This window comes from Micromonospora sp. KC213 (assembly GCF_004348325.1).
Classification (GTDB): domain Bacteria; phylum Actinomycetota; class Actinomycetes; order Mycobacteriales; family Micromonosporaceae; genus Micromonospora.
This window is the reverse complement of record NZ_SMKF01000202.1, coordinates 1-9,205: the sequence shown is the minus strand read 5'-3', so window position 1 is coordinate 9,205 and position 9,205 is coordinate 1. Positions and strand designations below refer to the sequence as shown.

Annotated in this window: 6 protein-coding genes; 4 read left to right on the top strand and 2 right to left on the bottom strand. The window is 74.2% G+C overall.

The window, feature by feature from the left end:
• Nucleotides 1-47: 47 nt before the first annotated feature.
• Nucleotides 48-986, bottom strand: a complete 939-nt coding sequence (locus E1166_RS26885; protein WP_132342724.1) for an ABC transporter permease subunit — start codon at nucleotides 984-986, stop codon at nucleotides 48-50.
• Nucleotides 986-3,853, bottom strand: a complete 2,868-nt coding sequence (locus tag E1166_RS26880; protein WP_132342723.1) for an alpha/beta fold hydrolase — start codon at nucleotides 3,851-3,853, stop codon at nucleotides 986-988. Before E1166_RS26880 ends, E1166_RS26885 begins: the two co-directional genes overlap by 1 nt.
• A gap of 380 nt (nucleotides 3,854-4,233) precedes the next feature.
• On the opposite strand from E1166_RS26880, the gene E1166_RS26875 reads away from it, so the two are divergent.
• From E1166_RS26875 to E1166_RS26860, 4 genes are read left to right on the top strand one after another with little or no spacing between them, the layout of a single operon-like run.
• Entirely contained in the window at nucleotides 4,234-5,475 is a 1,242-nt protein-coding gene (locus E1166_RS26875) for a hypothetical protein (RefSeq protein WP_132342722.1), read from the top strand.
• The gene (locus E1166_RS26870; protein WP_132342721.1) at nucleotides 5,462-8,185 is read left to right on the top strand and encodes a nitrate- and nitrite sensing domain-containing protein; all 2,724 of its coding nucleotides are present in this window, start codon (nucleotides 5,462-5,464) and stop codon (nucleotides 8,183-8,185) included. The genes E1166_RS26875 and E1166_RS26870 overlap by 14 nt, the downstream gene beginning before the upstream one ends.
• Nucleotides 8,182-8,646, top strand: coding sequence for a roadblock/LC7 domain-containing protein (locus E1166_RS26865; RefSeq protein ID WP_132271193.1), 465 nt, complete (start codon nucleotides 8,182-8,184; stop codon nucleotides 8,644-8,646). Before E1166_RS26870 ends, E1166_RS26865 begins: the two co-directional genes overlap by 4 nt.
• Entirely contained in the window at nucleotides 8,643-9,101 is a 459-nt protein-coding gene (locus tag E1166_RS26860; protein WP_132342720.1) for a DUF742 domain-containing protein, read from the top strand. Before E1166_RS26865 ends, E1166_RS26860 begins: the two co-directional genes overlap by 4 nt.
• Nucleotides 9,102-9,205 lie beyond the last annotated feature (104 nt).

Here is a 9,205-nt window from a genome sequence, read left to right as displayed (position 1 = left end):
CTCCCCACCGCCCACCCCGGCCCCTGCGCGGCCCGGTAGGGAACCGGTCAGCTGGTGATGTCCTTGCGGGTGAAGCGATAGAACGCCAGGGACCAGAAGATGGTCGCGTAGCTGATAGCGGAGATGGCGCCCCTGACCACGTCGTCGGTCTGCATCGGGGTGGAGAGCAGACCCAACCAGGCGTTGCTGTAGTGGGTCGGCAGGAAGGAACGCACGGCACCGAGCGCGGTGATCTGGTCCAGGATGCTGGAGAGGATCCACAGCAGCACCGCGCCGCCGACCGCGCCGAGCGCGGCGTCCGTGGTCACCGAGAGCAGGAACGCCAGACCGGCCACCACCAGCAGTACGACCGCCAGGTAGCCGAGCACCGCCAACAGCCGCAGCACGCCCTCCCCCGGCGTCAGCTCGGCGGCCACCTGGCTGCGCAGCGGCGCCCAGCCGTACCGCAGGGTGCCGGCGACCAGGGCCGTACCCGCGAGCAGCAGCAGAGCCAGCACCGAGTACGCGAGCGCGACCAGCAACTTCACCGCGAGCAGCCGCGCCCGGGGCACCGGGACGGCCAGCAGGTAACGCAGGCTGCCCCAACTCGCCTCGCTGGCCACCGTGTCCCCGCAGAACAGCGCCACCACCACGACCAGCAGGAAGGAGGCCGAGACCAGGATCGAGAAGAGGGTGAAGTTCAGCCCGCCCGAGGTGGCCAGGTCGGCCAGGCTGGAGAACTCACCCCGACCGTCCCGGTCGTCGTCGCCGGAGCCGAACTGGAACGCGATCAGGATGATCAGCGGCAGCAGCACCATGAACCCGAGCGCCAGCTGGGTACGCCGCCGCGACGCCTGCCGGCGGAACTCGGCCAGGAACGGCATGGTCGCCGAGGGGCGGTAACCGACCGCCGCCCCGCCCCGGTTGGCCGCGCCCGTGGTCCCGGCCGGTCCGGACCCGCCGGCCGGGCCCGCGCCCGAGGTCGACCCGACAGTAGAGCCCGCCATCACCGGTCCCCGCTTCCCCGAGAGTTCTCGCCCACCAGGGCGAGGAACGCGTCCTCCAGGCGGCGCCGCGGCACCACCCGGTCCACCCCCACGCCGGCCCGTACCAGCTGCGCCACCACCTCGCTGCGGGCGGTGCCGTTGGTGTCCACCACCAACTGACCGTCGCCGTCGGGCAGCACCCGGACCCCGTCGAGCCGGCCGAGCACCTCCCGGGCGGCGGCCGGGTCGGACACCTCGAAGAGCACGCTCGGCGACTCACCGACGATCTCCCCGACCGGGCCGGACGCCACGATCCGGCCCTTGTTGACCACCACGGCGTGCGTGCAGGTCTGCTCCACCTCGGCGAGCAGGTGGCTGGAGACCAGCACCGCCCGGCCGCCGGTGGCGTACCGCTGGAGCACCCGGCGCATCTCGGCGATCTGCGGCGGGTCCAGCCCGTCGGTCGGTTCGTCGAGCACCAGCAGCTCCGGCAGGCCGAGCATCGCCTGCGCGATGGCCAGCCGCTGCCGCATGCCGTGGCTGTAGTTCTTCGTCCGCCGGTGCACCGACGCCCCCAGGCCGGCGATCTCCAGCGCCTCGTCGAAGCGCGCGTCCTCCCACGGCCGGCCGGTGGCCCGCCAGTACGCCTTCAGGTTCTCCAGGCCAGACAGGTGGGGCAGGAAGCCGGGCCCCTCCACCAGCGCACCGATCCGCGACAGCACCGGCGACCCGGGCACCAGCCGGTGCCCGAAGACGTAGATCTCGCCGTTGGTCGGCTGGGTCAGCCCCATCAGTACCCGCAGGGTGGTGGTCTTGCCGGCGCCGTTGGGCCCGAGTAGGCCCACCACCTGCCCCGGGTGCACCTCGAAGTCCACCCGGGACACGGCCACGAACCCGTCGGCGTACTCCTTGCGCAGGTCACGAACGACGAGCGGGACGCCGGCGTACTCCGGATGCACGGAGTCGTCCTGGCGGCGGTGCCGGCGGCGGAGGACGGCGACGACCACGACGAGCCCGACCGCGATGGCGGCGAGCAGCCCGAGCAGCACCCAGCGCCACACGGCGGCGGCGGTGGCGATGGGCACGGCGTCCACGGTCGGCAGCGCCAGTGGCGCGTCGCCCGCGGCGATGGTGTACACGGTCGGCTCCACCGGCGTGGCGTACGCCTGGTCGGAGGTGGCCACGACGAGCCGCAGCCGGTGCCCGGCCTCGATCCGGTGCACGATCGCCGGCAGGGTGACCTGGACCGGTCGTGCGGCGTCGACGCTCGCCGGCAGGCCGCTGAGCCGGACCGGGGCGACCAGCCCGGAGGGGAGGGTGGCCGAGCCGTCCGGGGCGACGTCGTAGAGCTTGACGAAGAGCACGGCCTCACCGGTCGGGGAGGCCGCCCGGATCGATACGGTGGGCGCGCCGACCACGTCGACCGCCTCGCCCAGCGGCGTGGACTCGAAGCGGGCGTGCTGGCCGGGGATGTCACCGGCCACCCCGTCGAGCAGCGAACTGAGCGCCCCGGCGAACGGCACCGCGGAGATCGCGGCCGGGTTGCCGGCGGGCGGGTTGGCGACCGGCTGGGCAGGACCGGCCACCGCCACCTCGCGGCGGGTCTGGCCGACGACCCCCGGGTAGTCGGTGGTGCGGTAACCGCTGGCCGCCAGCCCTCGGTCGAGGGCGTTGAAGCCGGCGATCCGGGAGAAGGTGAAGTCGTCGCCCGGGGCGTCCCCCTCGCCCTTGACGTAGTGGTCCAGCCACTGCGCGGTGAGGAACTTCACCCGGTCGGAGTCGCTGGTCGGTCCCGCACCGCCGTCGTGGCCACCGGTGAACCAGGCGACCCGCACCGGGGTGCCGGCGGCGGCGATACCGCGCGCGTTCGCGTCCGCCTCGGTCAGCGGGAAGAGGGTGTCCGCCTCTCCCTGCACCAGCAGGGTGGGCGCCTTGATCCGGTCGAGCACACCGGCCGGGGAGGAGCGGCGCAGCAGGTCCACGGCGGCCTGGTCGGCCCGGCCGGTGGTGGCGATGCGCAGGTACGCGGCGCAGACGTCCGCGGCGAACCGCCCGCAGGACGGGTCGGCGGCTTCGGCGCGGGTCGGGACCGACCCGACCCCCGGTCCCGCCGCGGGGGCCGAGCCGGACGGGCCGGGCGACGCGGGGACGCCCTCCGGCGGGACGGCGGACGCGCCGGAGAACCCGGCCGGGCCCGCGCCGACGTTCCCGCCGCCACCGAAGAAGATCCCGGCCCAGCCCTTCTTGAACACGCCCTCGGTGGCCGGCCGGCCGGTGCTCTCCGGCAGGAAGGCCCGGGACAGGTCGTTCCAGGTGATCATCGGGACGATCGCGTCGACCCGCCGGTCCTGGGCCGCCAGCAGCAGGGCGAGACCGCCGCCGTACGAGCCGCCGACCACACCGACCCGGGGGTCGCCGGCGGCGTCGGTGCGGATCTCCGGCCGCGCGGCGAGGCGGTCCAGCAGCCGTTGGGCGTCCCGCACCTCGTAGTCGGGGTGGTCCAGGTGAATCTGCCCGCCGCTGCGGCCGAAGCCGCGCGCCGTCCAGGTCAGCACGGCGTAACCCTGGGCGACCAGGTCCTCGGCGTCGGTACGGACGGAGTCCTTCGTACCGCCGAAGCCGTGCGCCAACAGCACCGCCGGCACCCGGTTGTCGGCCGACGCGCCGTCGGGCAGCCAGAGTGTCGTATCCAACTCGACCGGCTCGTCGCCGTCCGGTCCGGATCGGACGGTGACCAGGGCGGACTCGGTACGGAAGCCGGACCGGTCGGGCTGGGCCGCCCAGGCCGCGGCGGCGGCCAGCAGCACCACGGCAGCCGACGCGGCAACGATCCGGCGTCGGCCGCCCAGGACGCGCTTCAGCCGCACGGCCCACAGCGGTGATCTCATACGACAACGGTACGGGCGCGTTCCTGAACGTTGGCTGGGATCCTCCGTCTGGCAGGTTCGTGTCGTCCGATCGATGCACCCGCATGGTCGATCGACTCCCGTCCAGACATTGCCCAGCCCAATGACTTCGGATCCCGGGAATTTCGACTATCGCCCGAATTCCTCCCAGATCCAAGCAGGACAACAGGCCGGACATCGCGGCAGGTGACCGCCGGGTCATCGGACGGTGACATCGCGTGTGATGACGGGAAAAGGACAGTGGACCCATGGCAGCACCGCCGAGCCCGTCGGATACTTTTCCGGTCCGGTGCACGGGACTGCGTCGGCGACCCCGGCACCGGACAGGAGACACCCACCCGTCGCCGGAGGAGACCGACCGCATGACAGTCCCCACCCAGCGGCCCCCTCGACGGCCCACCGGCCCGGGTCGCCTGCTGCCGCTGGTACTCGTCGTGGCGCTGCTCGCGCCGGTCGCGGCGCTCTTCGTCCAGACCTACCGGAGCACCGCAGACGACCGGGAGCTCGCCAACCGCGAACGGCTCGGCATCGAGTACCTTCGCGCGCTCGCCCCGGTCACCGAGGCGCTGGTCGAAGCCCAGTCCGCCGCCGTCGCCGGCCGGCCCGCCGCCCGCTCCTCGCTCGACCAGGCGGTACGCGGCGTCGCCCAGGTCGACCTGCGCATCGGCGGCGAGCTGCGCAGCCAGGAACGGTGGTCGGGTCTGCGCGCCAAGCTGGAGGCGCTGCCCGAGCGGAGGTTCGCCGAGCCGGAGGCCGCCTACTCCGCGTACCGCGAGGTCACCGACCTCCTGCTGGCCCTCTACCGCAAGGTCCGGGAGAGTTCCGGCCTCGCGCGTGACCCGGGAGCGGACTCGTTCTTCCTCCAGGACAGCGTCGGGCGTGACCTGCCCGCCGCGCTGGTCGCCGCCGGTCGCCTCGCCGACCTCACCGTCCTTGCCACGCGCCGCCCCACCAGCCAGGCCAGCCGGAGCATCGGCGAGCTGGCCGAGGCCCGGGTGACCGCGCTCGGCTCCGCGTCCGACCTGGTCGCCGGCCTACGGGCGGCGGTGGACAACTCGGAGCGCACCGACCTCGGCGCTTCGGTGCTGGCCCCGCTGGACACCTACCAGCGCGCCGTCGAGGCGCTCGCGGCCTACTCCGCGCCCGAGCCCGGCTCCCGTACCGGCCTCGCCGATCCGGCCCAGGTCGTTGCCGCCCGCGCCAACGCACAGTCCGCCGCCCGGCAGCTCCAGCCGGTCATCCTCGACCAGCTCGACGCGCAGCTGGTCGACCGAATCGACGGCTACGACCTGGACCGGTGGCTCGCCGCCGGCGCCGCGGCCACGGCGGCGCTGCTCGCGCTGATCCTGCTGGGCGTACTCCTGGGCGAAGCCAACCGGACGCGCCGACGGGCCACCGAGGCAGGCCCCGACACCGGGGCGAAGCCCGAGCGGCAACCGGGCCCCGGAGGCTGGCAGCCGTCCGCGGATTCCCGCGCCACCGGCGGGGCCGCCGCCCCGGACCCGCGCGGCCTGAGCCCCGAGGACCACCGACTGCTCCAGCCCACCGGGCCGGGCCAGCACGTCGGCACCGATCCGTGGGGGCCTCTCGATGCTGCTCGGTAGGCTGCGGATCCGGGGCAAGCTGGCAGTCCTGGTGATCATCCCACTGTTGAGCATGGTCGGGTTGGCCGTGCCGGTGGTGGTCGACCGGATCTCGGAGGCCCGGCGGGCCGCCGAGACCTCGGACACCGTCCGGCTCGCGAACCGGGTCGGCAGCCTGGTCCAGAACCTGCAACAGGAACGCTTCCTCTCCGTCGGGCTGCTGCTCGGCCGGATCCCCCGCCACGAGTTGGTGCAGAAGTCGGCGGAGGTGGACGACCAGGTCGCCGACCTCCACGCCGAACTGGGCGGCCAGCTCACCACCGACCTCCGCGCCGCTCTCGACGGCGTCCGCGGGCTCGCCGAGCTGCGCCCCCGAGTGCTCGCCGGGGCCGCCAGTCCGAGCCAGGTCCTGGAGGCATTCGGCCCGATCAACATGGCCCTGATCGAGGCGCTGCGGCTACCCTTCCGGGCCGACACCGAAACGTCGGTGGGTCGCCAGGTCGTCGCGCTCGACGGACTGATGCGCGCCGACGAGCGGCTCGGGGTTGCCGCCACCCTGATCGTGCTGGTCAAGGCCACCTCGGATCCGCGGGTCGCGGCCGCGTACGTCGCCAACATGGCCGCACTCCAGGTGGACAGCCAGCGGTTCCGCCGCATGATCACCGCCGAGCAGTACCAACTGGCGCTGCTGAACGATGCGGCCGTCGCGGCTCGCGGCACCGCCACCTTCCAGGCGGAGAGCGCCCGCGACCCGATCGCCGTCGTCCGGCGACTGTCGCTGGACGTGATCTTCCCCGCGGCCCGCTCGATGATCACCTTCGGGCAGTTCGTGGAGAAGAAGATCGCCGCCGACGTGATCGAGCAGACCCGGGCCGAACGGCAGCGGGCGCTGGCCGTGGCCTGGCTGGTGGGCATCACCGCTGCCCTGGTGCTGCTGACCGTGGTCGTGCTCAGCATGGCGGTGGCCCGTACCGTGGCCCGCCCGCTGACCCGGCTCACCCGCTCCGCCGACCGGGTCGCCCGGGTCGCCGAGGCCGAGCTGACCCGGGTGGCCGACGACGAGTCCGACGCCACCCCACCGGTACGCCTCGATCCGGTCGACGTCCGCGCCCAGGACGAGATCGGCGACCTCGCCCGCGCCTTCGAACAGGTGCAGAACACCGCCGCCCGGCTGGTGGAGCGGCAGGTGGCGGGCCGGCGCAACGTGGCCCAGATGTTCGGTCACGTGGGACGCCGTACCCAGAACCTGGTCGGCCGGCAGATCGCCCTCATCGACCGGCTGGAACGGCAGGAGACCGACCCCGGCCGGCTGGAACACCTGTACCGGCTGGACCACATCTCCAGCCGCCTGCGCCGCAACGCCGACAGCCTGGTGGTGCTCTCCGGCGCCACCGGCGCCGACAGCCACGTCGCCCCGGTGCCACTGGCCGACGTGGTGCGGTTGGCGCTGGGGGAGATCGAGGACTACACCCGGGTCGACGTGCAGGTGCCGTCCGGGGTGTCCGCCGCGCCCGCGATCGTGGGCGACCTGGTACTGGCGCTGGCCGAGCTGATGGAGAACGCCACCGTCTTCTCGCCCCCGCACACCCGGGTGACGGTTTCCGGCGAGGTGACCGACGGCGGCGCCCTGCTCGCCGTGGCCGATCGCGGCCTCGGCATGACCGAGGAGCGGCTGGCCGAGGAGAACGCCCGGCTGGCCCGCCGGGAACGGTTGGACCTGGCTCCCACCGAAGTGCTCGGCCTCTTCGTGGTCGGCCGGCTGGCCCGCCGGCACGGCTGGTCGGTCGAACTGGCCCACACCCCCGGCGGCGGGGTGACCGCCCGGCTGCGGATACCGCAGTCGCTGCTGGTGCTGCGCCGGGCCGACCGGCCGGGTGTCGCCTCCGCGCAGGTCGCCGTACCGAGCCGGGACCGGCGCACACCCGGGGCGGCCGGATCGAACCGGGAGCCGACCGGTGGACCGTCGGCCCGGCCTGCCGGCACGCCGGCCCCCGCCTTCGATCCGGAGTTGCTGACCCGGGTCACCCGCAGCATGGCCTCCGCGCAGTCCTGGGACGCCTTCGGTACGGCCAGCGCAGCGACCCCGGCCGGGACGGCCGTGCCCCGGCAGACCGTGCCCCGGCCGGTCGGCCGGCCGGGCGAGCAGGTCGGCGCGCCGACGGTCAGCTCCGGTGCGACGACCGCGTGGTGGTTCGCGGCCCCGGACGGGCCGGTGGCCGGTGCCCAGCCGGCCGCCCTGACCCCACCGACCACCGCGGAGCCACCCGCCGCACCGCCGAACCCGCCCACCGCACCGCTCCGCCTGCCGGCCGCACCGGCCGGGCTGCCGACTGCCGTCGGGGTGTCCGCCGAAGCGCCCACGATCCGGCGACGGGTGCCGGGGGCGAGCCTGCCGCCGGCCGGGCTCCCGGCCGGCCCGGCCAACGCCGTCGATTCCGACCCGGAGGCCGCGCGGGCCATGGTTGAGCAGTTCCAGACCGGGGTACGACGGGCCGAGCAGACCCGCTCCGAGCCGCCGGCCGGTGCGGGCACCGACCGGCCCCGGCTTGCCCGGCGGGTGCCCGGAGCGAGCCTGGCCGGCGTACGGCCACAGGTCGCGCCGGCCGTCGTGCGGCCCCAGGACCCGAACGAGGCCCGCGACAGCATCGCGGAGTTCGAGGCGGGCGTCGCCCGCGCTCTGCGCCACGTCGGTACCGAACACGGCCCCAACCAAGAAGGATCATCACGGTGACCAGCCCGTACCTGCACGACAACGTCGGCCGCGCGTCCGGCCCGGAGCTCAGCCCGGAGGCGCGTACCTTCAACTGGCTGCTGGACTCGTTCACCTCCAGCACCGCCGGGGTGCTGGAGGCGATCGCCGTCTCGTCGGACGGTCTCCTGATGGCCATGTCGGCGATCAAGGACCGCGCGAACGCCGAACGCCTCGCCGCCGTGATCTCCGGCATGACGAGCCTGGCCGGGGGTGCGGCGAGCTGGTACGCCCTCGGCGGCCTGAACCGGGTGATCGTCGACATGGCCGACGGGTACCTGCTGATCAGCGCGATCAGCGCCGGCTCGGTGCTCGGCGTGGTCGCTGACCGCACGGCCAACCTGGGCACCGTGGCGTACGAGATGACGCTCTTCGCCGGACGGGCCGGCGGCGCACTCACCCCCCGACTGATCGCCGAGTTGAAGAACGCCGTTCAGCAATGACCCGACCGGCCGTCGGCGAGGAGCCGGATCCGGAACCGCTGGTCCGGATCCGGCCCTACCTGGGCGTGCCGGAGCCGCCCGGCCAGGACGTCCCGATGCCCGAACCGGACACCGACCGGCCGGCCGGGCCCCGACCGTTCGTGCTCACCGCAGGGCGGGTCGCCGGCACCGATCCGGCGATCGGCTTGGAGACTCAGGTGACGGCGCGCGGTGCGGACGGTCCCCCGGCGACCGGGCTGGCACCGGAACTCCAGATGATCATCGCGCTCTGCGCCGAACCGACCTCGGTCGCGGAGCTGTCCGCCCGGGCCCGGTTGCACGTCGGCGTGACCCGGGTCCTGGTCGGCGACCTGCGGGCCGCCGGTCACCTCGATGTGCACGACGGAGACGTCACGGACGCCCCCGCCCCCGACCTCATCCTGCGAGTGATTGATGGACTCCGTGCGATCTCCTGACTGGCCGGTCATCCCGCCGGGCGGACTCGCCGCCAACAGCGCCTCCAGCCGCTACGGCGTACCGGTGGATGGGCCCGTCCCCGCCGCCCCCTGGACGCCCGTGG

What these genes read in the sequence shown, in the direction of transcription:
- E1166_RS26885 (WP_132342724.1), bottom strand. Translation starts at nt 986, where the DNA reads ATGGCGGGCTCTACTGTCGGGTCGACCTCGGGCGCGGGCCCGGCCGGC.
- E1166_RS26880 (WP_132342723.1), bottom strand. Translation starts at nt 3,853, where the DNA reads ATGAGATCACCGCTGTGGGCCGTGCGGCTGAAGCGCGTCCTGGGCGGC.
- E1166_RS26875 (WP_132342722.1), top strand. Translation starts at nt 4,234, where the DNA reads ATGACAGTCCCCACCCAGCGGCCCCCTCGACGGCCCACCGGCCCGGGT.
- E1166_RS26870 (WP_132342721.1), top strand. Translation starts at nt 5,462, where the DNA reads ATGCTGCTCGGTAGGCTGCGGATCCGGGGCAAGCTGGCAGTCCTGGTG.
- E1166_RS26860 (WP_132342720.1), top strand. Translation starts at nt 8,643, where the DNA reads ATGACCCGACCGGCCGTCGGCGAGGAGCCGGATCCGGAACCGCTGGTC.